The organism is Thalassoglobus sp. JC818 (assembly GCF_040717535.1).
Lineage (GTDB): Bacteria > Planctomycetota > Planctomycetia > Planctomycetales > Planctomycetaceae > Thalassoglobus.
In genome coordinates this window covers 1-26,553 of sequence record NZ_JBFEFI010000001.1, presented here as the reverse complement: position 1 = coordinate 26,553, position 26,553 = coordinate 1, and the positions used below count along the sequence as shown (strand labels likewise).

Annotated in this window: 15 protein-coding genes and 1 pseudogene; 7 read left to right on the top strand and 9 right to left on the bottom strand. The window is 50.8% G+C overall.

What is annotated here, in order from left to right:
- Positions 1–15: 15 nt before the first annotated feature.
- On the bottom strand, positions 16–1,068 hold the full coding sequence (locus AB1L42_RS00080; protein ID WP_367049853.1) for a cytochrome c: 1,053 nt from the start codon (positions 1,066–1,068) through the stop codon (positions 16–18).
- A 688-nt stretch (positions 1,069–1,756) separates the two neighbouring features.
- On the opposite strand from AB1L42_RS00080, the gene AB1L42_RS00075 reads away from it, so the two are divergent.
- A complete protein-coding gene (locus AB1L42_RS00075; protein ID WP_367049851.1) occupies positions 1,757–4,954 on the top strand; it encodes a DUF5722 domain-containing protein in 3,198 nt (1,065 codons plus the stop codon).
- 376 nt (positions 4,955–5,330) lie between these two features.
- Here AB1L42_RS00075 and AB1L42_RS00070 read toward each other — a convergent pair whose 3' ends face one another.
- The 7 genes from AB1L42_RS00070 to AB1L42_RS00040 all read right to left on the bottom strand — a co-directional run bounded on the left by AB1L42_RS00070 (position 5,331) and on the right by AB1L42_RS00040 (position 16,619).
- Entirely contained in the window at positions 5,331–5,882 is a 552-nt protein-coding gene (locus AB1L42_RS00070; protein WP_367049848.1) for a hypothetical protein, read from the bottom strand.
- Between the two features lie 55 nt (positions 5,883–5,937).
- Positions 5,938–8,541, bottom strand: coding sequence for a DUF2309 domain-containing protein (locus tag AB1L42_RS00065; protein WP_367049845.1), 2,604 nt, complete (start codon positions 8,539–8,541; stop codon positions 5,938–5,940).
- An 84-nt stretch (positions 8,542–8,625) separates the two neighbouring features.
- On the bottom strand, positions 8,626–10,206 hold the full coding sequence (locus AB1L42_RS00060; RefSeq protein ID WP_367049843.1) for a proton-conducting transporter membrane subunit: 1,581 nt from the start codon (positions 10,204–10,206) through the stop codon (positions 8,626–8,628).
- A gap of 455 nt (positions 10,207–10,661) precedes the next feature.
- Entirely contained in the window at positions 10,662–11,033 is a 372-nt protein-coding gene (locus tag AB1L42_RS00055) for a DUF2294 domain-containing protein (RefSeq protein WP_367049840.1), read from the bottom strand.
- Between the two features lie 413 nt (positions 11,034–11,446).
- Positions 11,447–14,881, bottom strand: coding sequence for a WD40 repeat domain-containing serine/threonine-protein kinase (locus tag AB1L42_RS00050; RefSeq protein WP_367049837.1), 3,435 nt, complete (start codon positions 14,879–14,881; stop codon positions 11,447–11,449).
- A 205-nt stretch (positions 14,882–15,086) separates the two neighbouring features.
- Positions 15,087–15,812 (bottom strand): PEP-CTERM sorting domain-containing protein, encoded by a 726-nt coding sequence (locus AB1L42_RS00045; protein ID WP_367049834.1) that lies wholly within the window; start codon positions 15,810–15,812, stop codon positions 15,087–15,089.
- Positions 15,813–16,061: 249 nt separating this feature from the next.
- Complete coding sequence (locus tag AB1L42_RS00040) at positions 16,062–16,619, bottom strand: ECF-type sigma factor (RefSeq protein ID WP_367049831.1); 558 nt, start codon at positions 16,617–16,619, stop codon at positions 16,062–16,064.
- Positions 16,620–17,119: 500 nt separating this feature from the next.
- Here AB1L42_RS00040 and AB1L42_RS00035 point away from each other — a divergent pair, with 500 nt between their 5' ends.
- The 6 genes and pseudogenes from AB1L42_RS00035 (at position 17,120) to AB1L42_RS00010 (ending at position 25,057) form a co-directional block, all read left to right on the top strand.
- Entirely contained in the window at positions 17,120–17,500 is a 381-nt protein-coding gene (locus tag AB1L42_RS00035) for a BlaI/MecI/CopY family transcriptional regulator (RefSeq protein WP_367049828.1), read from the top strand.
- Positions 17,497–18,396 (top strand): annotated as a pseudogene (locus tag AB1L42_RS00030) (M56 family metallopeptidase); the annotation flags it as partial. The gene AB1L42_RS00035 and the pseudogene AB1L42_RS00030, both read left to right, overlap by 4 nt.
- A gap of 318 nt (positions 18,397–18,714) precedes the next feature.
- Positions 18,715–20,112 (top strand): hypothetical protein, encoded by a 1,398-nt coding sequence (locus tag AB1L42_RS00025; RefSeq protein WP_367051719.1) that lies wholly within the window; start codon positions 18,715–18,717, stop codon positions 20,110–20,112.
- Between the two features lie 33 nt (positions 20,113–20,145).
- Positions 20,146–22,563, top strand: a complete 2,418-nt coding sequence (locus AB1L42_RS00020) for a DUF1549 domain-containing protein (protein ID WP_367049826.1) — start codon at positions 20,146–20,148, stop codon at positions 22,561–22,563.
- 27 nt (positions 22,564–22,590) lie between these two features.
- On the top strand, positions 22,591–23,859 hold the full coding sequence (locus AB1L42_RS00015; protein WP_367049823.1) for a DUF1501 domain-containing protein: 1,269 nt from the start codon (positions 22,591–22,593) through the stop codon (positions 23,857–23,859).
- A 19-nt stretch (positions 23,860–23,878) separates the two neighbouring features.
- Entirely contained in the window at positions 23,879–25,057 is a 1,179-nt protein-coding gene (locus tag AB1L42_RS00010) for a hypothetical protein (RefSeq protein ID WP_367049821.1), read from the top strand.
- Positions 25,058–25,196: 139 nt separating this feature from the next.
- Here the strand turns inward: AB1L42_RS00010 and AB1L42_RS00005 are convergent, their stop codons facing one another.
- Positions 25,197–26,153, bottom strand: a complete 957-nt coding sequence (locus AB1L42_RS00005) for a hypothetical protein (RefSeq protein ID WP_367049818.1) — start codon at positions 26,151–26,153, stop codon at positions 25,197–25,199.
- Between the last annotated feature and the right edge of the window lie 400 nt (positions 26,154–26,553).

The window sequence follows — 26,553 nt, the reverse complement described above, 5'->3', positions numbered from 1 at the left end:
GAAAGACGGTGATGATTATTCTGCGGCACCGCTGTCATCATCGGTGGGAGGGATATATGGCGAGATTGGGCCAGGGAGATGACTTTCCCCCATTCGACGCGAATTGGTGACATGCAAAACGTAAGCGACGAGATCCCAAATCGTGTCAGGCTCTTGCTGAAATGCATTCGCGAAACTTGGCATGGGAGTCCCGTTAATTCCCGAGTAGATCCGACGATACACATCGATCGGTCGTTGGCCTCCGTGAAGCATCCCACCGGTCAGGTCAGCTGCACGAGTGACGTTCCCCCACGTATCCTTGAGATTGCCTGCCAGGTTGTCTGTGGTCTGTCCGCGACCATCATCGCCGTGGCACTTTGAGCAGCCCTTTGACAAGAACGCCTCACGACCTCGATTGACGTGATCTTGGGTAAAGACCGGTTGAGGACTCATAGGAATGACCTGACTCCCGGCGGCCTGCTCCCATTGACGTTTGATAATCGGAACCGACTCCTCCTCTATAATTTCCTGATCGACTTCTTCGTCGAAGTCAGCCAGCACCGCAATTTGCTCTTCCAATTCCCCGCGATGAGTGAGCATCAAAACATAGTCAACGACCGCCTCAATCTCGTTGGGCGGGAGAAGTTTGAAGGAGGGCATCGATGTGCCTCTCACCCCAATCTTCACTGTGCGAATCAGATCGTCGCGGACGGGTTTTGAACCGTATGGGGTCGATGTGAACTTGAAGACGCCTTTTCGGTAGTCACGCGGTTTTGGGTACATGCTCCCAGCCGAAGGTCCATTTCCATCCCCGCTCACACCATGACACTGCACACAGCGTTTCTGATAGACCTGCTGCCCGAGTTTCAAGTGGGCGTCAGAAACGGAACCGTCATTCGTCAGCAGAATTGGTGATTCAAAGCTGCCCACATGACCACGAAGAGCTTTGCGAACTTCGGGTGCCAACTCGACCGGAAGAGCTTCGACCTGATCGCTGGAGACATAGTCAGGCGTTTCTGCGCGACCGCGACATCCGCTCCAACTCGTTGTGACAAACAGTAAGAGGATGAGTGTTTGGAAACGTGGCACGTCCAATAGTCTTTCTGAGATGCACGAAGTGATCGAGTGAACTGTGACGCCAGTCTTTGAGAAGATGATGAACCCAACTGGCAAAGTCGGTGCCATAAGCAAGTTTGAAGTGAGGATGAGGCGGCGAAAACTGCTCAATGTCGTGGCGTTTTCCACTCATCCTGGTTTCGAGAAGATGTCTTCATGTGCCAGAAGCTTTGAGAATTCGCTGAGAGTGTGCGAGTGTGCACACTTGAGTGCTCATTCGCACAATGGGTGCCGATCGAGCACACAAAAGCGATCGAGTCTTTGCGAATACTCCCAATTTCGCAGAGGAATATCTTGCGAATAACAGTAAGAATCACTTTCGAGCAACGTCGGAGCGTATGTGGAGGAAAGACAGATCTGCGAAAGAGCTGATTCTCCGAGCGACATTCAGAGTGTCGTTGTCGCCAATTCAACGATCTTCTAAGTGTTCGTCAGATCAGACGTGGGAGTTGAGCGTTGGCGAAGTTGAACTTCGCACGCTAATGTGAGCCAACGACCTTCCATAAATTTCCGTTTTGGCGGTCGCCGTTCATCAGGTTGCAGCCATTGGTCCTCAACTCCCTCCAGGCGACTCAAAGCCGAATTTTTATTCAGCCACAGTCGCAGACGAATTGGTGAATCGCAGCCCGCAGTACACCGCAACAGCAACGCAACTCCATTTATGAATATGACCTTCCGATCAGTTCTGTTCACACTCACTGTCTCTCAGATGCTTTTAAGCTTGATGACGAGCGGTGAAGTCTTGGCTCAAACCGCCGAACGACAGCCAAACGTGGTCTTCATCCTGGCCGATGATCTCGGATGGAGTGATACGACTTTGTATGGCACCACAAAGCTCTACAAGACACCGAACATCCAGCGACTCGCCGCTCGCGGAATGACTTTTACGCGGGCATATTCGTCCAGTCCGCTCTGCTCGCCGACACGCGCGAGCGTACTCACGGGGCTTAGTCCAGCGCGTCACGGAATTACTTCGCCAAACTGTCACCTTCCGAAGGTGGTGCTGAAGGCGACGGAAGAACAGGACGGCCCGCCGAACAAGTTTTCGACGGTTCCCAATTCAGTGTCGAGACTCGATATCAGCTATTACACGCTGGCGGAGATGTTCAAAGACAATGGATACACAACAGCCCACTTTGGAAAGTGGCATCTAGGGCCGGAGCCCTACTCTCCTCTGGAACATGGCTTCGATCTCGACGTTCCTCACCATCCCGGTCCTGGGCCAGCGGGCAGCTATGTCGCTCCGTGGAAGTTTAAAGATTTTGATCATGACCCCAATATTCCCGACGAACACATTGAAGACCGCATGGTCAAAGAAGCTGTCGCCTTCATGGAACTACATAAAGACAAACCCTTCTTCTTGAACTACTGGATGTTCAGTGTGCATGCTCCGTTCGACGCGAAGCAATCACTGATCGACGAATATCGAGAGGTTGTCAATCCGAACGATCCGCAACGCAGTCCCACCTATGCCGCGATGATTGAAAGCATGGACGACGCCATTGGAACTTTGCTCGACACGCTCGACCGTCTGGAAATCGCAGACAACACCATCATCATTTTCGCCTCCGACAACGGCGGGAATATGTACAACCTGGTCGACGGAGGGACTGCGACAAGCAACTCACCGTTGCGAGGTGGGAAAGCGACAATGTATGAGGGAGGGGTGCGCGGTCCCGCGATCGTCGTTAGACCTGGAGCCATCGAAGCTGGCTCTCAATGCGATGAAATCATCCAGAGCAGTGACTTCTATCCGACGCTGTTGGAGATGCTTTCTATCGATCCGCAGCCGGAACAAACTTTCGATGGAATCAGCATCGTTCCAGCACTTCGAGGCGAAGAGCTGAACCGTGAAGCGATCTTCACTTACTTTCCTCACGCACCAGGCGTCCCCGATTGGTTGCCACCATCCGTCAGCATTCACTCCGGCGATTGGAAACTCATCCGCATCTTTCTTGGCGGCGAAAATGGAAAGCATCGCTATAAGCTTTTCAACCTGAATGATGACATCGGCGAACAGAACAATCTCGCCGACTCGTTCCCTGAGAGGGTCGAACAACTCGATCGACTGATCGAGCAACACCTCGTGGACACACAGGCCATTCGCCCCCTATCCAATCCGAAGTTTGATCCATCGAAGTACGACATCGAACAAGAAGGCAAAGCATCGCTCAAAGGAGGGGCCAACACTCCGGCAAAGTCCAAACCAAAGCCAAAAGGTGAACCGGTCGCCCAGTGGCAGCCCGGCGGAACTTGTCACCTATCAGCTTCGCAAAACGCATTGATTGTTCAGAGTTCGGGCAATGACCCCTACATCAGTCACCGGCTGAACAAGGTGATCGACGAGCGATCGTTCACCTTACAGATTACGATGGCATCGGACTCTTCCGGAAATGGACAAGTCTTCTGGCAAGAAGAGAACGGAGGACCGTTCAAAGCGGACCGAAGTCAACGATTTGAAGTCCGACACGATGGTCAGTCGCATCAGTACGCCATTCCGTTCAGTACAACCAGTCCCCTGCAAGCGGTGCGAATCGACCCTTTTCGTGGTCAAGGCAAAATCGAAATCTCTGACATCCGACTCGTCGGCGAGAGTCAAACAACTCACTACCAGTTGAGCCTGCCGACAACGCCTGCAACATCATCTCGGAGCGACGAAACTGAATCGGTATTTCCCGTTGCTGCCTCCAAGAAAGGTTTACAGGTCGAGATTGTTGAAGACGCTATTGAATTGGGAGTGAAGCACGCAGTTTTTAACTTCAACCTCACATCTCTGTTTGCGACGGATGATTCACCGTCTAACCCAACGTGGGTGCGAAATGGCCACGAGTACACTTTCAGCCATCGATACCTAGAAAGACAGGATGCCAACATCAAGAAGCTCAGTGATTCCGGAGCGCTCGTGTATCTCGTGGTGCTTGTCTACCGGTCGCACAATTCTCGTGAGAACGACTTTCTATTGCATCCGAACTATCATCTCGAAGCTCCCAATAATTTGAGCGCCTTCAACACTGTGACGCCAGAGGGACGCGAAGCTTTGTCCGCAGCGATGGAGTTTATGGCCGATCGTTGGAGTGGTGCGAAAACTGAGCACGGGCGTGTCGCTGGCTACATTATGGGCAATGAAGTCAATTCCCATTGGTGGTGGTCCAACTGTGGTGAAGTCTCGATGGAAGAGTTCATTGATGACTACGCTGACGCTATCCAGTTGGCTCACGATGCCGTCAGGGCAGCGTCGAGTTGGGCTCGCGTCTACATTTCCCTGGAACATCACTGGACGGTTCCGTTTAGCAAAAAGCATCCGCAAAGATCATTTCCAGGACGAGATTTTCTCGAACGATTTTCCGCTGAGATCAAGAATCGTGGCAATCCGGAATGGCATTTAGCATTTCATCCGTATCCCGAAAACTTGTTCGATCCAAGATTCTGGGACGACGAGACCGCAATTGACAGTCAAGACAGCCCGCGCGTGACGTTTAAGAACCTCGAAGTGCTGACGAAGTTTATGAGGCAACCGGAAATGCAGTTCGCTGGAAAGCCGCGCAGCATCATTCTCAGCGAGCAAGGATTTCACACTCCGCCCGGCCTCGAAGGACAACAGCTTCAGGCAGCAGCATATTGCTACGCCTACAGAAAGGTTGCTGCTCTGGAAGACATTGACGCGTTCATCTTGCATCGTCACGTCGATCACCCACGCGAAGGCGGCCTAAATCTCGGTCTTCGAACATTTGATCCCAACAACCGTCAGTCACCACCGAAGAAACTCATCTACAATGTTTTTCGCGATGCAGATCGCGACGATTGGCGGACCTCATTCGAGTTTGCCCTACCGATCGTCGGACTCAACGACTGGCCATAACAATCAATTACATCTCCCCACTTCTAAGTTGAATGCGAAGATCTATCGTGAGATTTATCATCCAGAATTTGCTTGATGCTTAGTTTGAGAATGGGCGTGACGGCAATACGCTGCGAACTGATGTCCTGTCGATCCTTCCGGAATCGGTTCCAACACTCAAATGATCCGATTCTATACTCTCGGAATCAAATACTCACAACGGATGAGACACTCGTTCGAGCTTCGATGAAACTAAATCGAACGGGCAGCAACGAAGATTCTCCTAGTCCGATGACTCGAATCAGGAGAACTTCTCGTTTTCAGAATATCGCGACTATCAGTCGTGAATGTGAGTGTGATGCTGCGCCGTGTTGAGAGATGACACTGTGGTTGTCGTTCAGTCGTGAGGAGATTCGTTGGTTACTGGGAGAAATTCCCCGCACTTTTCATCGAAAGTCAAGAAGGCACCGTCGATCGCGCGGAAGAACAGGAAGTGTAAGCTGGCATTGCTGTTGTCGACACAGTCTTGGATTTCCGAACTCTGTCGAAGCATCTTGACGACTTTCGAGAATTGAATTTGTGCCTCCCGATTCTGATCAATTGCTCGGCTCGTACCAGCAAGTATTCCCAGGCGTGTCCCAGTATCATAGCTGGATTTCACGCCTGAGCTGCCGGAGTGTTCGAGCAAGACAATGTTCGGAATTCTCTTCTCTTGAATTGCCCATTGAATGGCTTTGACAAGATCTGAACTCTGAGTGAGCTCGTTTTCCTCTGGCCAATCGACAATGATCATCGTCTCGCGGCCAATACCTTTTCTCAGGGCACGCATTATCAGCGGATCTCTGTGTGCAATCACCAGCCACCTCACTTCGTCAACGGCCTGGTGGACCAGTGATTGCAGAGTACTGACGTACGGGATGGGGGCGTTAGAAGTAAGAGTCAAAGACATTTCTCATTCTCCTGTGATAGGTACCGAGTCCATGCAAGATTTAACTGTTCGAGTGTCAGTTCGTGGTCGCTGTATACATCTGTTCCTCGATCTTTGCCCAATCACCTGTCTCCGTGAATCGAAACTGCTCTCCATCTTCAACGGAGACGAGTTGCATCCATCCGTTCGATAGAAGATTCGTGAGAGCTTCGTGGCGATTGATGATGGACTCGATCGCATTTCGTGGAGCGGCGATTACAGCGAGAAGTCGTAGGGGATGGTGACGAAATGATGCCCCATCATGCACCGATTGCCAGGGAAGACCCGTCCTCAGGTCTCCGCCGTTTCCTGATAGAATGCCAATCTGACCGACGACATTATGGATCGTTTTCGTTCCGCTACCCATATGAACGGGGTCGACCGTTGAAGCGTAGTACTGCATGTTAATCCAGTGGGCGACGATCAGCGGAGCTGTCATGATCTGTTCGAGAACAGCAAACTCGGCATCTTTCGTGAAGTCATAGCTGTGGAGGAACACGCGGCCATCCAGGGAAACTGCTTCGGTGTAAGACCTCGGAGCTGCGACGAAAGCGGCATTGCCTGCGAGTCCCCACTCCGGCCGAACTTCCGCCCAGTCTCGACTGCGTCGGTACAGATCGTCAGTCGACGTGCCTGGGAGAAGAGGAAGCCGCTCAATTCGTGTCTTCTGCGAAGCGACCGTCGCAACTTTTTCGAGTTCTAGAAAGTCATTTCGATGAGACTCGGGGAACTCTTCCGATTCAAAGAACTCCAGTTTGTCTGTCGTCGTGTTATGGAGAGCACCCACGAACCAAGTGTCGTCCGGTATTCTGATGCCACGATCTTGAAGGGATTGTCGGACCGACTGCTGGTTCAGCAGTTGTGCTGCCAAGCGAGCGTTTGGTTCACCCGAATGTCCGCCACACGCACCGCAGTCCAGTCCGGCTTTCAGTGGATTGTTGCGCGTCTCGCTCGAGTGACCGCAGAATACCACCAATCGACCAAAGTTTTCGACGATGCCGATTCCCCGCAGAATCGACTCAGCCAGATCGACCTGTTTGGATGTCGTAATTCCCTGTCGATGTAAGCCCCTCAATGTTGGAGCTAAGCTTTGACGCCTTCCATCAGCGGTTTCGTCTATCAAGTCTGTGATGGTTTTTCCCCATCCGATTGATTGTGCGACCAACTGAATTCCGTAAAACAGTCCGGTCGATTCGACGAATGAGAAACAGCTGGCGGGAGATGTTTGGAACTCTTTCCATGTTTTTCGAAGGAATTGGCCGAATGTCTTTCTCTTTATCGCTGATCTGGTTGTTGTTCCATCATCGCCTTTGACTTCCTGTTGCACTTTGAATTGTGGTGATATTAAAACTGGAACATGCGGGGTTCCTTCTGACTCACCAAGAGAGACAAACTCGATTGGTAACCCGAAGAAACCCGCGAAGCCTAATGTCTCGATATCACAGGAAGAAGAAGCTTCGAGATGTCTCCGAATGCGTTCTGAGCGCACATCGATACAAAACACCATTTGTGCGAGTGATCGATGGGCACAGTGGTTCTCATTTGTTCGACTGCTTTCCTTTGAGAGTCCACCAAGCAGCTGTCGACGATATGCAAGCTCACTCGCTCGAAGCAGGACTAAACGGTGGAGAGTATCATCGTCTAAGTCGATTTCTCCAGATTCACGTTTTTCGCTTGCGAGATCAACGTAATCTCTCCCCCACTTTACATTGAAATTAAAACACTCTGAGAGGGCAGAGTTATAGGCTAGTTGAATGGCGAGATGCCCAGCCAATTCATGCTTCTCATGGCCGCATTTGTTTGCTTCTCGATCCTTAAATGAGGCCCAGGCGCTCCAGCCTGGCAACTGAAAGGCGGTGCACAACAAGTAGTCGTCCACTAATTGATTGGGGATGTCGAGTCGATCTAATAGTAAGTTGAGAGCTGCTAGTGGATCGTGTGGAAGTCTTGAAACAAAGCGACGAAACCCCGTGATCCCGATTACTTCGGGAGTATAGTCAACTTCGGCAGCCAACCTCCAGGATTGGTATAGGGGTAAGGCTTTCCAAGGATTCGACCAAGCGGACTGCCCTTCATCGAAGTGATCTGCACAATGCTTGGAAGTTTCCTCACGGATAAACTCCGTCCATTCAGTACCGCTTGTCTGATCAAGAGATTCAGAGAGCATTTGGTACTGTCGTGTTGTGCTTTGAGAATTTGACCTGTCTGAGTTTGCGTCCGTCATCAACGCGGATTGTTTGTGAAGCCATTCCACAGTCTGATTGGTATCGATCGTCTCGGCGTCCAACACGCCATCTGCGACGAGTTCTTCAATCGCAGCACGAATGACATCCTCATTGATGTTCCCTTCAATAAACTCTTGTCTAAAGTACTCAGGGGGCATCAATGTTTCGAGATCCGAAACTCGTCGCAACATTTGACGAGCTTCCAGAAACTTGTGTTCTGCAAATCCCGCATACGGATTTACAGCGACATAGTCCTTCAAGGGCCACACGGGGGCAATTCTTTTTTGAATGCGTTCCACAACTCTGTGTATGTGGAACTCGGAGTCCTGGAACTCGTGTTGACTTCCAGCGACTGGCAGTCTTTCATTTTCTTCATGCTGAAGTGCGTTCTCTTGAATGGGGGTTCCGACAGACATGGTTCTCTCCTTCGAGTCGTGATTGTGAAAACTCGGATCGTCTCGATTTCTCGCAAGATTTTCGGTTTTAGACAGTCCTGACTGCTACGTGTTTTTCAGTGGAGCAAAGACTCTCCTGTAGACTGATTCGATGTAGAAACCGTTCGATGCATGTACACGAAGAGAGTTAATCCACGTCGGAGTTGAAAACTGGTAGACAACGACGTGGAGCCCGAAGAGCAGACCAAATCCCAATGCAGAGAGCGTTAAGACAAGCAGGGATGAATTTGTATAGCTGGCGCTCACAGCGAGAGGCTGAAGCCATGCATCAACTGCCAAGTAGAATCCAAAATAGGCAATGCACATTCCCACAACTCCTGTGATTGCAATCCCCGATGCTGGGCGACCGCCATTCGAAGACATTCGCCAACCCCATGTCGTCAAAGCCAGACACAGAATCATCGCCAGAATCACTCCTCCCGGTTTAGCCTCGATGTGAAGTCCACCAACCGTAGCGATGGCCAATAAAGAGAGAACAGAAATCACCGCAGCGAAGATGAATGAGACAGTCGTTCGCTGCATGGAGTGGGTGGTCGGAACAGATCTCAAACGTTTGTTGGCCTGATCGATCACACTTCCGCTGCTCAAAAACGCGTGGGCCTTGTAAAGCGAATGGGCAAGAATGTGAAGCATCGCGGCGGAGAATGCACCAAGTCCACATTGCAACATCATGAATCCCATTTGAGCAATCGTTGAGTATGCCAAAACACGTTTAATGCTCGGCTGGGTCATCATGACGACTGCGGCAAAGCAGGCGGTGAATGCGCCGAATAAAGCCAGTATCGTCAAAGCAACTGGAGCAAGAGAAACGATCGGACTCAACCGAATGATCAAGTATCCACCGGCATTGACGATTCCAGCGTGCATCAATGCTGAGACTGGGGTGGGAGTTTCCAGGGTCTCGGGAAGCCATGTGTGAAACGGAAATTGTGCGGACTTGGTCACAGCGCCTAAGACGAGAAGCAAGGCAATCGCAGTGTGCATCGGTCCACTACTTGACGTCAAAACAATCGTCTCTGCAGAAGAGAACAAACTGGCTAGGTCAAATGTTTTAAATGACCGGAAGACAAGTACGAGAGCAGCGATGAGAAACACATCACCAATTCGACTAATTGCGAACTTCGTCCACGCAGCTCGTTGAGCGGCGCGACGATGCGGGTAATGAAGCAGCAACTGGTGCAACCCGAAACTTGTCATGACCCATGCCGCGAACAGTAGCAATAGATTTCCTGCGACCACCAGCAGTGACACCGAACCAATTGTGAATCCAAGGAACCGGAAGTAGCGAGCTTCTGACTCCTCACCATCCAAATAACGAATTGAAAACCGACACACCACAAAGCCAATAAAACTTACGAGTAAGAGCATGAGTGAGGTGGCACCGTCATAGAAGAAGCTGATGCCTCCACCGTGGGACCATTCAATGAATGTCCAGGTTGTCGCTGATTGCCCATTGATTGCGTACCAAGATAGCAGCCAGCATGCCAATAGAAATTCCAGCAAGGCAATCGAACTAACGATGTTCCGCAGACGTTTGGTCGCGGCATTTTTAAATCGAAAATGCAGCAAAGCGATTCCGATTTGTGTGCAGATGACTGCAAAAAGCAGTGTGAACAACATCTCCATTGAACATCTCCGATCTCGCTCGTAGGCATAAAAAAAGCCGGGTGAGAACACAGTGTGCTCCACACCCGGCATGTCTGGACGGCTCTCAGTCCGTCTCAGCGTTTGCACTGGGAAAACATTTCTCGCCGGTCAAACCAACAGATGTAATGTTGATCTGCTCCGTAACATTCAGAACTCAATCAGCCCCGATGCGGCTGGGAATTCAAGCCTGTTGGCTCGATCTGAACCGCACTGGCCTGCACAGGGAATAAAAAAAGACCGGGAGGCTGTTCAAACAGCTTCCCGGTCTTCTTTGTACCGACAATTCATTCGGTGCAACAAAAACCTTTGATCTCAAACTGGTCGGCTTTCCCCTTCGGGACTCCTACTCAGCTTTCAACTAAAGTCGTCATGAATCTACCTACAGCTTCAATAAACGTCAAGCTTTGATCTGGTTTTTTCTCCAAACTGCAATCTCAGTTTTCGGACAAGTCCGGACACTGAGTCAATGTGAACACGATCACTCGCTCACCGGTTCTGGCACTGATATCCGTATGCAGGCTGATGACATCCAAACCGAGTATATCGCGGATGACGGCATCAAGTAGCGGCCGCCCTTGCTCGATCAGTTCCTGCCTGACTTGTTTGATCAAGTACCTTCCCCGATTTCGTTCTTCGGACTCACTGAGTTTCAGCTCGGCTGGAGTCAGGACGTTTTTCAATCTGATGAGGACCATGTCCTCGATGATGTATGTCTTCGCATCCAGTGGCCCTCGCCCCATGAACTCCTTCTCAAATCTAATGATTGCCTGACTGATCTCTCGTTCCACTTCCCGCTTCTTTGGCATTGATACTCTCGTTTACCTGGATTGGAATTGTCCGCCAATCTCGAACGCTGCTCTTCAGATTGACCAGAATGAATTTCGGCAGTGTCTTTGCAGAATATTCACCTGATTTGCTTCAGCAATTTGTAGACGTAACTCCACTGTGCTGCCACCAAAAGATGTGAGTCATCGGTCAGCACTTGGAGTTTTGAACCATGTGTTGGGATGTTTCAGCTTCCCTTTTGATAGCTCAAAGAAACCTTTGAGATAAGCACGAAGTGGCTGATACGTCTGAAGGAGTTCAAAGTTTCGGAACGTCGTAAGTGCGAGAAATTGGTACAACTTCCTAGCATGCAGGTTGTCGACCTCACCCGAGGAAGAGAGATGATGATACATCTTCGGTGTCGCAGTATTCTTTTTCTGACACGACCAGAATATCACTGTCTCGCAGCTTGCGGAATTGCGATGCTCTCGATGAATGTCAGTGTCCCAGTTCCGTGCTGAACCATCAGTTTTTGCCCGTTTGGAGAGAACTCCATTCGTGTTGCCCGGCCAGACTGCAACGGAAACTCACCAACAAGCCGAAAATCTTCCGGGATATCTGTCTGTTCGAAGACACTCCAAAAGCGAACGATTGCATCTGCCCCGACCGTGCTGATTGTCGGCAAGAACGGGTGAAACGCCACGGCATTCGCCCGATTCGCATGAGCTTCGACTTCCCAACTCTTCGTGCCATCATTTGGATCCCAACAAATGAGACGGCTATCCTTCGATACGGAGACGAGCATGTTTCCGTCAGGGCTATAGTCCAAATCATGAACGGAGTCTGTATGACCTACCAACGTGTGCAACTCGGTCCCTGATTCCGAGTCGCAGACAACGACATTGTCGTCTTGAACCATTGCGAATTGAGTTGAGTCTGGGGAAAAGACGATATCGTTGGTTGCTCGGCTGACTCGTTGTGCAACCAGTTTCAACGGATCTAAGTGGTAAACTTGGAGGTAGTTTGAGAGTGGCGAGATAATCTTGGCAACGATCACGAGAAACTCACCGCTCGGACTGATTGCAATGTGGTTTGCCGTTTCGTTTGGTCGGGCTTCCCAAAATGGTTCTTCTCGTTCCAAGATCAATTCCGGAAGACCTTCTTGAGTCGTGAAGAATAGCTCTCTCTCATTCTTCCCTAACAAGACCTCTCCGGATTCTCGACAGAGATGAAGGTCAGCCCATTCGCCACGCTGTCCCCATCGATTTAGTAGTTCGAACTCCTCATTCGCTGAACGAAGTTCAATGTGATTGCCTGCTGTCAAGATCGTGCCTGAGTCGAGAAAGTGGCATTGATAGATGAATTGGTTATTAACTTCTCGATAAAATGAATTCTGGAAAGGTTTTGAGACAATAACGCGACCGTCTCGACCGGCGCTGATGACTTGCAGTTCCCCGTTGGCGTCAAACTCAACTGCGACACCTTCAACTTTTGAGTTGTGCGCCTTCCAACTGCGCGTTCGCCGTTCCCGCGCGAAGTCGGAGTCAAGGAACCCGTGGCTCTGGTGAATTTCCACCGGAATCAGATGTAGCTGTCCCTTGGCGTCACCTGCGACGATCCATTTTCCGTCCTCACTGGCGCCCATGCTGTGTAAATCGGCTGGTAATAGGAGTCGGAAGTCAACTTTCGATTCTGCCGACCGTTCGGCAACTGTAATCTGGCCACCGAGTCTTCCCCAGGCAATTTTACCTTGCGATGATAATTCAGCAAAATCTTTGACATACCCACTCGCAATTCCTCTTTGCTCAAGAGTCTCAACAGAAGAATCTAGGCTTGTTCCGAGTTTGATAGTTCCATCAAAGGATTCAGCGAGAATTTCACTGGTTTCAAGTGCAACCAAACTCCGGATTTTAACGTCTTCTGCAAACTCCATCGGATTTATGACCTTGCTGGCCTTCCAATCGACTGCAGCAATGCGACCGCGATTATCAGCCGTGTATATCAATTCTCGTTGGTGATCATATGCCACTGTTGGCAGTGCAAGTTCTGAGACTTTAAGTCGCGAAACGAGATTGACGTGAATTCCGTCCGGTACTTCCTGGACTCTCCATACGCAAACAGAACCGTCTTTTCCACAGGACACAAAGACTGTCGCATCAATATTGCACAATTCAAGAGCTTCGTTGTGACCAGAATTAAATTGGACTTCCAGAGATCCTGTTTGGGGATCAATCAGAGAAATCATTCCCTCGGAATCTCCAATCATGATTGATCCAGATTCTCGATTGAGCAGAAAACATCGGATTCGATTCGGGCACTTGAAGATTTCCTGGCTCACAACCTCAGTGAAGTTTTGTGCCAGGAACCACTCGTACCCATAGTCAATGGGAGTACGAAGAGCGCGTTCGGAGTAACGATCAAGCGTCTGTGTCACTTGCCGAGTGTTGCCTCTAAAATACTCTTTCGTCGCGTTGGTCATTTCCATTGAGTACAGCATCTGTACGGATCGGTCGGATTCCTCCTTTGCAAGATCTTCTGCCCTTTGCGCTCGATTAAGTTGAGTAATCGCCAGAGTGAGCCCCATCAGAAGCGAGCACACGATTAACGTTGTGGCAATAAGAAGTCCACGGTGGCGTTTGCCGTACTTGGTCATACGATAAACTAAAGTCGGTGGACATGCTTCGACTGGCTCATCCTTGAGATAACGCTCAACATCTTTGACAAATTCGCTGGTAGATTCGTAACGTCGGGATCGGTCTTTTTCGAGGGCTTTCATGACGATCCAGTCGAGTTCGCGTCTCATAGACAACGACAATTCGCGTGGATCGGATTGCCGGTTTGTCGACACGGTCACAGCAGTTTCGTAATCGAGAGTAATCACTTTGCAACTCGGGCGTGGTGGGTCATCTTCACGGATGATTCTTCGCATCTCGTCGAGACCAACGCTCCTCAGAGTCGAAGCATCAAAGGGTGTTGTCCCTGTCAGAATTTCGTAAAGCAGCACTCCCAGTGAATAGATGTCGCTTCTGGTATCGATATCGAGACTGGAGAATTCTGCCTGTTCGGGCGACATGTAGAGCGGCGTCCCAATCAATTGCGACATTTGCGTGTAGATCGATTGCTCCACCAACCGCTGATTGGTTGCTTTTGCGATGCCGAAGTCAATCACCTTCGGGACGCACTCGCCGTCGCGCATCTCGACCATCACATTTGATGGTTTCAAGTCGCGATGAATGATCCCTCTCAGGTGAGCGTGCTGCACGGCTTGGCAGACTTTGACGAATAGTTCGAGTCGCTGACGCGTTGTGAATCGCTGTTGATCGCAGAATTCGGTGATTGGAATCCCGCGAACGAGTTCCATGACGAAGTAAGGTCGACCATCTGATGTCGTTCCGCCATCCAGAACTTTGGCGATGTTGGGATGCGACATCATTGCCAGCGCCTGCCGCTCACTCTCAAAACGAGCGATGACGTCTTTGGTTGCCATTCCAGGCTTGATAATCTTCAAAGCGACTTTGCGACGAACTGGTTGGAACTGCTCCGCAACATAGACCTCTCCCATACCTCCTTCGCCCAGTTTTTCGCGAATCCTGTAGTGATCGATGGTCTCTAGTGCAGAGTCGTCTGAGCGATGGGTGCTGACCGTCGCGATCTGTGCTAAATCATTTCCATCGCGGAGAATTGGGGCTTCGGTTGAGGCAGCGTCATTCTGACTTGTTCGGAGAAAAGCTAACCCAGCGTCTGATCTTGCGATCAGCTTCTCGACTTGTTCTCGCAGCTCAGATTGACCATTGCAAATTTCGTCGAGATAGCAATCCTTTTCCGGCCCGGGCAACTCGTAGACCGCAGCGAAGAGTTTGTAGAGCTGTTCGGAATCAACATCTGGCATGGCAACCACTCAGAGTGACTTCATTTCTCTCACAATTCTGTCAAGCAGGCAGACCAGATTCAAACGGACATTAAGAATGTGAGCATTAAAAGAACAGCCGCAGCCTCGCGTGAGACTGCGGCTGTTCAAAACATGACCCGCCCCCAAGTGCGAAATCAGAACTCCCCAAACTTCGTTGGTGATACGTTGTTGGTCAAAGAGCAGCCTATTCGCTATTGCTATTTCTTCGGCAGCTTCGCATAGTTCCCGCACCGAGAATCCCCAGGCTGAAGAGTGCCATCGAAGTTGGCTCTGGAATCGGATTGGTTGCGGAGGGCTGTAATCCAGATTCAAATGAGATCTGGTCCAAGACGCTGGTGCCATCCGCTAACGTAACATCGAAGAAGCCGAAAGTGTTTTGAGTATTGACTTCAAACCATCCTTCATTCGCGATTGCGCTGGCTTGAAAGAGCACGCTGAAAGTATACGTGTCTGAAAGACCATCTCTCGAAACTCCAATGGCGTCGGAAACTGAAAACCTCCCGAGACCTTGGGAAGAGCTGTAAGAGAGAACACCGAAGTCGGCCAACGATACTGCGTCCTGTATTCTGACGAGCGCGGAACCGGAGATTGAACGACCTTCAGGACTGGAGTTCAATTGGCCCATCATGTCTCCGTCAAGTGTGACGCCTAAGAACAGACTACTGGGTGCAGGACCAGGCCCTGTCCATACAATCGTGTCCGTCCAGGTTGCTTGAATACTTGCGATGGATGCGAAATTGCCAAATTCACGTTCGTCATCGGCAAAGACGTGGCCGCCAATGAGCGACCCGAAATCAAGTCTTCCAAAAATCGACGCTTCTGCGAATTGAGAAGGGCCGCTGGAAATCGCTCCCGCCGCGGCTGATGAGCCAGCATCTGTGTTGGATGATGTTAGTGCAGTAGCTGTCAATGAAAACTCAGCGTTCGCGGACTTCCCAAGAGTCACGGCTAATGAACAAATTGAGAGACAGTACAGTATCCGAAAGTTCACAAGTCTCATTTCTCTTCCCACAGCGGTCATGACGGAGCAGATCCATCAGTTTTGCTTGTGCATCTTGCATGAGGAAATGCGGGAAAGCAGTCGGATTGCGCAAAGCAATTCTGAGAAATCCACCGAACTTCGAGAAATCGACTCGCATCGAGTCACGAGTGAATTCGTTCACTCGCCGATTTTCTCGCTCAGCCATGCGCGAGCGAAGGCCCAATCAATTTCAGAAGTTCGCTTGGAGACATTGAGAGCTTGGGCGACTTGAGAGGAACTCAATCCGCCGTAGCAGCGAAGCTTGAAGACTTCTGCCTGCCTAGGATGCCGTCGCGCGAATTCGTCGAGATACTCTTCAATCGCGAGCATCTCTTCATGATGGTCCGACCAGGGAACGTCGACTTCGATCAATGGATATTTGGCGGCGTTGCCACCTCGTTTCTCCGCCCGCTTGCGACGATAGCTGTCGATGAGGATTCGCCGCATGGCTTCGGACGCAGCGAGAAAGAAATGGGTTTTTGAGTCCCATCCGATCGATTTGTCGTCTTCACCAATTAGTCGTAGATACGCTTCGTTAACGAGCGCCGTTGCGCTGAGAGTGTGGTCGAGACGCTCCGATGCAAGTTTTCGCGAGGCGAGTGATCGGAGTTCACTGTAGACCTCCGCAAACAATTGATCCGTGTCCAGACGTTGGCCTCTGCGAAGTCGATCAATGGTCGTTCTGGCGTTACTCATCGAAGAACATTCTATTCGACACTTAGGCGAAGGGCCACTTGAATCCAGATAACTCTCCTTATATGGCCAGCGACGCCGGGATGTTTGCATTCATTGGGAAGCTCCCATTCTGTGGCAAAGGCTGAACCATGAAGCAAGTCGAAACGGTTTTAACCGACTTGAGTTTTGCATGAAAATGCCCTGCACCGACCTGCACTGAGACTTTGAAAGTCGACTTCAAGATCGAAGATGCAATTGCTAGCGAGGCAATGGCTTCGAGAAACTTGCGACCATCCGACCTTTGATACGACACCGCTGCTGATCAGCGAATTCTGAAAAACGCTACAACTTGTCCATCCGCCTTCAAGAGTGAAGTCCGAACTGATCGACTCCCGATCGTTGCTCAGAACTTTCTCAATGCGATTTGAGAAACTACTCCAACGGTTTCCTAAGAGGATTGACTTCCAGTTCTACAATCTGTAGTTTTACAAATGTAGAAGATCTCTTGGGAGGTGAGTCACGTGAAACTTGGTGGTCGACAGCTGGCAGTCATGCGTGTTCTCTGGGAACGTGGGGAAGCAACCGTTTCCGAGGTGCAAGAGCTACTGGGACTTGATCCCCCTCTCGCATACTCGACGGTAGCGACAGTATTGTCACGCATGGAACGAAAGGGACTCATCACACATCGTAGTAGTGATCGGCAATACTACTATCGACCGCTCGTGACGCAGGACGGTGCTGGACAATCGATTGTTGGCGACCTTGTAGATCGCGTCTTCGGTGGAAGTCCTGCTGAGCTGGTGAACCACCTGCTATCCAGCGACCAAGTTGACAAGCAGGAACTGGAGCGGATCAAAAAGCTCGTCAATGAGCATGCTTCCAAAGCAGCGAGGAAATCATGAGCATCTTCCTCGAATTCGTGTTGATCGTCTCCAGTTTTTTGATCACATATCTGATTCACTCGACCGTGGTCATCACAGCCATTGCACTGGTCGTAAAAAGAGTTGAGAAATTCCCGCAGCCGAAGCTACGAACGCTAACCTGGAAGCTGGCTCTTCTCCTGCCAGTGTGCTCCGCGAGCTTGATGAATGTGTTTCCAAATTCGCATTTCGGGGTTCAAATCCCGCTGATGAATCACGAGTCGGCGGCTGTTTCTGATGAAGACAGTAAACTCGCGAATCTGGCGGCCGATTTCCCGACTGAGAACAGGTTCCCACTCAGCGAATACAGCTTCTTAGAATCCATGGTGACTCACCCTGGGAATCAGTTCGCAAAGGACGGTTCAAGTTTCCCCTTAGCTGCGGCGACTTCTGAAACATCGCAGTCCAGCAGTTTCAGTCGGCAGAACTTTCTCGTGTTAATCACCGGCCTGTGGGGCACGGTAGTTTGTATTGGTATGACCCAACTCTTCTTGCACGTGCAGCAATTGCGGTCTTTAAGGATTAAGTCCTCTTCATGCCGTGATGGCAACGCTCATGAAGCGTTGGCGGCACTGTGCGTCAAAATGCGTCTGAAGCAGAATGTAGAATTGGTCGAGTCGCCGAAGATCGGTGGAGCATTCACGGCAGGCATTCGGAGGCCTTTTATCGCAGTTCCAATCCAGAATAGCCCCACGCTTTGCAAAGCCGAGTGGGAAGCACTTTTGGCACACGAATTATCTCACATCGTGAATCGAGATGCTGAGTGGAACCTGCTCACTCAAATTTTGAAACGATTCTTCTTGTTTCAGCCTCTCAACAGATTCGCATGCAGACAACTGCAAATCGCGATGGACTTTGCCGCCGATGAAGCTGCCGTCACGGTTATCGGAGATGAACGCGGTCTCGTGCAATGTTTGATTCGGTTGGGAGATCGCATTTCCGAACGCGACTCTACTTTCACAGGGTGGGGTTTGGTTGCAGGGATGGTCGCATTCCGTTCACCACTCGGACAACGAGTTGAACGTTTGCTCGACAGCACTGCTTGCAACCGAACCATCAGAACGCGTGACAAATTTACGGTGCTGCTTTGTCTCATAATGATCGCGTTCACTGTTAGCGTTTTCTTACCTCAAGCTGTAGCAAGAAATCGCATTCCGAAGTCTCAACAGTTACCTCTTCCAAATCAGGTAGGAACAATGAAATCACAGCTTTCAACGTTGGCCGTTTTGTTTGGATTGACCTTACCGGTTGCTGCTGAGGAGGTGAGTGAGACCACTGCGACTCAGGCTGTCGAGCTGAATTCCACACCCGAAGAATTGCCTGCTGGAATTCGACGTTTCAACGGCATGCTCGTAGGTCGTCTGGCTGCCAAGGACGTAGAGAAAGGCTCCTTCGTAGCTGTCATTGACGCAGTGCCAAGAGTTTGGAGAAACAGCAAGGCGGAGGATCCCAAATCGATTGTTGGTAAGTCGATTCAAATTGAGGGAGTCTTCGGTAGATTTCTTGACGTGCTCGTGACCACACGTATCGGTGAAACGATCGAATTCGAGTGTAAGCACGCCGAAGACGCACTGGTGTTTCCGGGAGAACTCCTTCGAAAAGTGGCTCCTTACAACGCAGAAGACTATCCAGTTCTTCCCGAGGAGTTTCGCGGGTTTCACGGTTCAGTGGTGGCAGACGTTAAAAAGAAGGACCCTGAAACGTTCGAGCTGATTGTAGAAGTTCGAAAGATCCAGGATGTCTGGAAGGAAAGTAGTGCGAAGAAGCCCGAAAGCATTGTCGGCAAAACCATGATGCTGGCTGGGTTCTGGAATCGAAAAGAGACCTATCACGATCTTAAGGTCGGTAGTCGTCTCGAAGTCGGCATGCAGCACATTGGACGCCAAAGTGATCACCTCACAGTCGCTGAATTCGTACGCTCCGGTGACGAAGTTGCCATGGATCGCATGCGACTGGACGACGGTGCTGTCGAAGGTATGAAACGAGAGGGAGGCGTTCAAGGTTTCCGAGGAATGCTCGTCGGACGGCTTGTGAAAAAAGATGTCGAGCGCGGAACCTTTACGATCACCGTCGATGCGGTCCCGCGCGTCTGGAATAACAACACGGCGCCTGCCCCAAAGTCTCTGATTGGAAAGAACGTCGATCTGAATGAGGTTCCGTCGTCATTGTTGGATGCTTTGGTCGTCACACGAATCGGCGAAACCCTGCAGCTCGGCGCGTTATACGATGGAGAAGACGGTCTGAGAGTCGGTGAGGTCCTACGGAAAGTCGCTCCTGTTAAGAAAGGTGATTACCCCGAGTTGCCTGATACTTTTCGAGGATTCCGGGGTGTACTCAAAGGTAGAGTCATCAAGAAGGATGAACATCTCTGGGACCTGACAATCGAAGTCACTGATGTCGTGAAATCGTTTGAGAACGACCGATCGGAGAATGCAGACAGCGTCATCGGCAAGCAAGTTATGCTAAGCGGCTTCTGGAACAAGAAAGAGACTTACCATGGTATTTCTGTTGGTGACGAGATTCAGGTGGGAGTCGAACACCCGCAAAAACTCGGCGACCAGCTAAGTGTAATTGAGAGTGTACGGAAGTTGTAATGTTGGAATGTCTCGTGCCCCGGGATCCAGTTAATGTTTCGAACATGTGTTGAGTTTCGAACCTGCTGCTTTCTCCTTGTTGTTTTGGTGTGTACTTGGGGAATTGCATCAGAGACGCTACCGCCCGCCAATCAACGCTACCGAGTCGCAGAGCCGGATGGAATTCCTGATTTTCAGCGGCATGTCGCGCCACTCCTGGGACGGCTAGGATGCAACGGCCGGAATTGCCACGGCTCATTTCAGGGGCGTGGCAATTTTCGGCTCTCCTTGTTCGGTTATGACTTTGACATGGACCATCGTGGACTGACGGGAGAGGCGACTTCCGAAGTCGGGCAACGTATTGATCCATTAAATCCCGCCGAAAGCCTCATTCTCACCAAGCCGACCATGAAAGTCGAACATGAGGGAGGTGAGCGATTCCGTACAGGTTCGTGGGAGTACCATTTGATTCATCGCTGGATCGAAGCGGGGGCCAGCAAACAGAGTCAGCCGCAAGAGCTACAACGACTGGAGTTATTTCCCACAGAGATCTTATTTGGAGACGGAGTCGAGAGCGCACAACTTCGAGTCATCGCAATTTGGAGGAACGGCGACGAAGAGGATGTCACCCCGCTCTGTCGATACCGCATCAATGATGACTCAGTCGCGACAGTCAACGCAGACGGAGAGGTTACTTCAAAAGGGGACGGTGACACACACGTCATTGCGTTCTACGACAATGGAATTGGGTCCGTCCCCGTCATGCGTGCTGCGTCATCGCAGGGATTTAAGCCATCGTCAATCGATTCAGTGGACTCACCAATTGATCAGTTCGTGGAGACCAAACTCAACAAGCTAAAGCTCACACCTTCGGAGCTATGCTCAGACTCAGAATTTCTGAGACGCGTGAGCATCGATTTGACGGGCACTCTTCCGACACCCGATGAGGTTCGAAGCTTTCTGAAAGATTCTCGTGAAGACAAGCGTAATCGAAAAATCGACGAGTTACTCGATCGACCAGCATATGCAGCCTGGTGGGCGAACAAACTTTGCGACTACACCGGCTGCAATCCGCAACAACAGGCGGAATTGAGTCAGGAACTTTCGGTTCAATGGTATATGTGGCTTCTCAAGCGAATCGAAAACAATGCACCATATGATGAGATCGTCGAGCGAATTGTCTTGGCGAAGAGTCGGCTCCCTGGACAGACTTACGAGGAGTACGCTGCCGAAACTTCTGCGTATTTTTCTGACGGTTCGGAATTCTCATCTCGGGAGACAATGCCGCACTACTGGACACGCCGTAGCATGCAGGAACCGGCCCAGGCTGCGGAAGCATTTGCTCACAACTTTCTCGGCTTACGTTTGCAATGCGCTCAGTGCCACAAGCATCCGTTCGCACAATGGACCCAGGCTGATTACCAGGAATTCAGTCGCTTTTTCGAAACGCTGAAATTCGGTGTACGTTCCGACGACTTAGAACAATACCGCCAAATGGCTCAGCGAGTCGGCATGAATGCAGGCGACGATGATGGCTCTCCCGTTCGCAACGATGCTCTAAGACAGCTGGAAAAAGGGAGTGTTTTTCCTTGGCGAGAGTTGTACATCAAAGAGCGGGAGACCTCCGTGGAGATTTCGTTACTCCGCAGTAAGAAAGTCACGTTGGAAGGTGAGCTCGATCCGCGCGAAGAGATCATGGATTGGATGAGTCAGCCGGACAATCCATGGTTTGCACAGGCGTTCGTCAATCGTGTGTGGAGTGCTTACTTTCACAGAGGGATTGTCGATCCACCGGATGATTTGAATCCTGCGAATCCGCCCACACACCCAAAGTTGTTGGCCTGGCTCACTGAGAGTTTCATTGAGCACAACTATGATATGAAATGGCTGCACCGGGAAATTGTTTCTAGTCGAACTTATCAGCGTAGCTGGAAGCCGAGCCACAATAATCAAGATGATCGCAAGAACTATAGCCGTACGATTCCCAAACGCATGCCTGCGGAAGTCGTCTACGATAGCGTGAAGCAAGTCGTTACAGCGAGCGATGCTACGGAAGAGGTTCGCACCGACCTCACTCGACGCGCGTCTGGTCACCTCTCTATGCGACTCGCGGGTACGTATGCAATGCAAATATTCGGAAAACCGGAGCGAGTCGCGAATTGTGACTGCGAACGAAACAATGCCCCTACACTTCTGCAAACCGTCTTCCTCCAGAACGACCCAATCATTGAACAAAGACTGGAAAACAGCGGCTGGCTGCAGGAGATCGCGAACCTCGAAGCTCAAAGTGAAATTTCGTCACGGACCGCGTTGATTGAAGAGGCATGGATGAGGGCCTTGTGCCGTTTACCAAACGAAGCAGAGCTCGAACGGAGCCTGACTCATTTGGCGAGTGCTGAGTCCATCACAGACGGGATGCAAGACATTCTCTGGGCACTTTTGAACACCAAAGAGTTCTTACTTATCAAATAGTTGACGCCTTGGAGTTGGGAATTCGCTATGCCTGTATCACGCCGACACTTTCTGCAAGTTGGCTCCTTAGGAGCGAGCCTGACGCTCAGCGACTATTTGCGGTTCGCACATGCCGAAAACCAGAGTGACAACGGCCGCTCTGCGGTGCTGGTATTCCTCGGAGGAGGACCTTCCCACCAAGACACTTTCGACATGAAACCGCAAGCGCCCGCCGAATATCGAGGTCTGTTTTCACCCATCCCAACTTCAGTGCCTGGAGTTGGGATTTGCGAACACCTTCCAAAACTAGCTCGACGCGCAAATCAATACGCGATAGTTCGTGGAATTACGCACAGTTTGGCTGATCATGGACTGGGAACGCGGTACTTGATGACCGGAAACCTGCCAACTCCGGTCGTTGATTATCCGATGTACGGATCAGTTGTCAGTAAGGAATTCCCAGCGACTCCCGATCTTCCATCATTCGTTTCGATCGAGCGCCCGGTTGAAGGACCGGGCTATCTTGGTGCCGAATACGGCCCCCTCTCTACTGGCGAAAAACCGCGGTATGGCCAACCTTTTCGTGTTCGCGGAATCACTCTCGATGGGACGATGACACTGGGGAGATACCGCAAGCGCCGCCAACTTGTCGAAGATATCGATACCGCGTTTGCTGAATACGAAGAACTCGACGAATCCGTCCGTAGCCTCGACCGCTTTTCCGATCAGGCCTATCAGATTATCAGTTCTACGAAGGCTCGATCAGCTTTTGACTTGACGCTCGAAAAGGAACAAGAAGTGGATCGGTTCGGCCGACATGAATTCGGTCAGAGCATGCTCCTAACAACTCGGCTCATTGAAGCTGGAGTCAGATTCGTGACTGTCCTGCTTGAAGGCTGGGATACGCATCAAGACAATTTCAATCAGCTGGGACGTGAATTGTTACCAAACTTTGATCAGTCGCTAACGGCGATGTTGGATCGTTTGAAAGAACAAGGTCGTCTGGCTTCAACGTCCGTCTTGGTGACCGGCGAATTCGGTCGGACTCCAAAAGTGAATAGGAATGCGGGGCGAGACCATTGGGCTCGCGCGATGTGCTCGCTGATGGCTGGTGGAAGTGTTCAAGCAGGCCAGGTCATCGGTGCTACGGACGATAAGGCAGAGGGGCCCATCGGAGATGGTTTTACTCCGGACGACTTGGCAGCCTCCTTCTTTCAGAACATCGGCATTGATCCCAGAACCGAATACAACGCCAACGTCGGGCGCCCCATCACTTTGGTTCGAGACGGTTCAACGATTCCCGGATTGCTGTCCTAAGAGTATGACTGTCGGCTCTATGAAAAAACTGTTGGCATTTGTCGTCACTCTATTCCTGGTCCACCCACATTCTGGAAGTGGCGGTGAGCTGCCACAGTCACCCCGGATCGAAAGCGTAGTTCTGGTGGACAATCAACTCCATGAACACGACTCGCATGTGATCTGGTACGACGACTTCGATGACGAAACACTTCAGGATCAATATCCGGAGAAAGAAGGAGACCTAACCGACTCAGTCCGTTTTGGCGGAACCGGGAAGTCTCTAAAGATGCAGTATGATCGTGGAAGCAAAGGGATTGGCGGGCGAAGAATTTTCTTTGGAGACTCTCCGACCTATACAAAGCATGTCTTGCGAAATAAGGAATCGTTTGACGACGTCTACTGGCGAATCTATGTCAAACATCCGATCGATTGGGCGGGAGGAGGTCCCGCAAAACTCTCACGGGCGACGAGTCTCGTGCCTCCTGGCTGGCGACAAGCAATGATCGCTCACGTCTGGAGTAGTGGTGACGCACTGACGTTGGATCCCGCAAGCGGTGTTAAGGACGGGGCTCTGGTTTCAACGCGGTACAACGACTTCGAGAACCTGCGATGGTTAGGCAATCGGCCTGCTTCCGAGTTCAAACTTCATGGCCGCGACGGTCTCGGATGGTGGGTCTGCGTGGAGGCAAGAGCCAAGCTCAACACTCCCGGTAAGAAAGATGGCATCAACCAACTTTGGATCGATGGGAAGTTAGAGTCTGAACGCACGAATCTCGATTGGCGAGGGACCTTCAATGAACGTGGCATAAATGCCGTATTTCTCGAAGCCTATTGGAATCAGGGCTCTCCAGTGGATCAGGCACGTTGGGTCGACAACTTTGTCGTTTCCACGGCGCCAATCGGTCCCGTTTATTGCAACTCTAATCCAACCCTTATCAAATCGAAGTATGTTGGTCCTGGCCAGCAACAGGCATGGGAAGTCGAACTTGCACTCGTTGAATCCGACTTGATGACTGTCTGGAGATCAAATCTTATCGACTCATCTGAACGAGTCACTGTTGACGTTGAACATGGTCAGTTCATCAATGAGTTAGCCGGAAAGAATTCATTACCTGGTGGCAAGACCTTCGTTTCTCGAGTCAGGCAGCAGAGCAAAGACGGTGATTGGTCTCCATGGAGTCCGTGGCACCAAACCTTCCGAACGATGAATCGATAAGTGCGGCCGAGACACTTTCCGATCCTGCGATTCTGTGGGCTACCAGAGGTGTCTTCTTGCGCTCCAAGCATCTTGCTTTGATCAAACGCTGATCTCAACTCGCAGGTGTTCTACTAAAGTAGATGGCTTCGGTGGCCCTCTATCGATTCGTCATGAAGTTTGGTCTCACCACGATGCAACGAAGCCACTGCGCAAGTCCGTGTCGACGGATCATGAAGTAAGGACTGCGCTTGTTTGGGAAACCGTCCTTAAAGTACGCGGGACCATGCTTGAGGCCACCACCACGCGATTCACAGATATACAAAGCGCCTCTCGACTCTCCCATATATTCGCCACCTTTCCCGCTATTGACGTTGAGTGGTTTGAATTCCATCGTCGGGCTGGAATCGGCACGTCCAGGACCGGCAGCCAGCATGATATGGCCGATCCCCGGCATGAGTTTTCCGTTCCTTTGAACTTTGACCAGGCAGTCCCCCATGCGGATGTCCTGAACGCGCGTGATTTTCTTGTTCCCTCGACGTTCTCCCCAACTGGATGCACCTTTTCGAGTGACCTTGTCAATTGTTGACTCTGGGATACCACCGCGGGCGGCATAGTAAGCACTCACGTAGCCGCTGCAATCGATTCCCATCATGCTGTCATCTAGAAACTTTTGAATGCTCTGACGCGTCGGAGGACCATTGCCGACATCGCACATCCCGGCAGCTGCGGCCAGCCCCAAGAAGAGTTCGTAGTCTTCTGGCAGTCCTTTCCCGTACCGAACCTCCTGCAATGTGAAACGGACATCCTTCGTTCGCCCCTTTTTGAGCTTGCTGACCAGCTCCTGCATTTTGTTGGATTGCTTTTTGTGAGCGATCTTTCCTTCGAGCCTTCGGTTTTCTCGCCGCTCGTCCTTTGTCAATCCGTCGACCTTATTCGCCGCGATTCTGTCTTCGAGATCTTTGATCACAACTTTCCGGGACGAATTAATGTAGTAGCGTCGCAGTTTGATTCCTGTGAACTGTTGAAATGCCCCTCCATCACTTGGGAAATAGTTAACCTTCAAGTTCTGGTAACGTTGCAGAAACTGGAGAGGGGTGAGATTGGGGTCGGCCATTGTTCTAGAGTCCGTCAGTGTTGGACGAGGCTAGTCTTCTCTCAACGAAGAGAGGTTTCTGAAACATCGTGACACTCGCCGCGAGTTGCAAACGAAGGGCACGTCATTCATTTCTCAAAGCGATGAATCTCAAGATTTGCATCATGTTCTTTGACGGATTCTGTCTCGATTTTCCAATCTAACTTGGGAGAGCGAGACATACATGGCTTTCAACCGTGTTGATCATCAAACGCTGAGTCGCTGATTACATCGACGATCTGCCCTTCAATAATCGCTTGAATTCGGCATCCGCAACTTTCTGGGCAGTACGTGATTGTCGGCGTAACCGCACTGATTGCTGAAAAATCTCTTCCGCAGCCAAAACTCGTTCTGATGATTGGAGAAGTCGGCAAAAAATCAC